This window comes from Sulfitobacter sp. HI0129, from assembly GCF_001635395.1.
GTDB lineage: Bacteria > Pseudomonadota > Alphaproteobacteria > Rhodobacterales > Rhodobacteraceae > Sulfitobacter.
On the sequence record NZ_LWGH01000741.1, the window covers coordinates 1 to 482 of the forward strand.

The window sequence follows — 482 nt, forward strand, 5'->3', positions numbered from 1 at the left end:
GTCATGGGCGGCACCCCGGAGCAGGTGGAGAACGCGGCGGAAATCGCGCTGGAGCATCACCTCGGCATGACCTGCGATCCGATCCGCGGGCTGGTGCAGGTGCCCTGTATCGAGCGCAACGGGCTGGGCGCGATCAAGGCGGTATCCGCCGCGTCGCTGGCGCTGCGGGGCGACGGCACGCATCTGGTGCCGCTGGACGCCTGTATCGAGACGATGCGTCAGACCGGGGCGGACATGTCCGAAAAATACAAGGAAACCTCGCTCGGCGGCTTGGCTGTCAACGTACCCAACTGCTGAAGCAGCCGGGGACTGGCCCGGGTCAGTCCGTGGTCTCGCCTTCGGTTTCCAGCTTCTCGGTCAAGGCCTGCAACTCGCTCCGCAGGCTATTGAGCGCGCCTTCCTGCATCTGCGTCTCGCAGACGACGGCCAGCTGGATATTGGCCGCCTGCTGCTCAAGCTCCGCGCCGCGCGGCGTCAGTTCG

The 482-nt window shown here is 66.6% G+C and carries 1 protein-coding gene; it reads left to right on the forward strand.

Going from position 1 to position 482, the window contains the following annotated elements; genetic code table 11:
* The coding region (locus tag A3764_RS18305; RefSeq protein WP_201722465.1) for an L-serine ammonia-lyase, iron-sulfur-dependent, subunit alpha at positions 1–297 on the forward strand (297 nt) is incomplete at its 5' end.
* Positions 298–482: the final 185 nt, after the last annotated feature.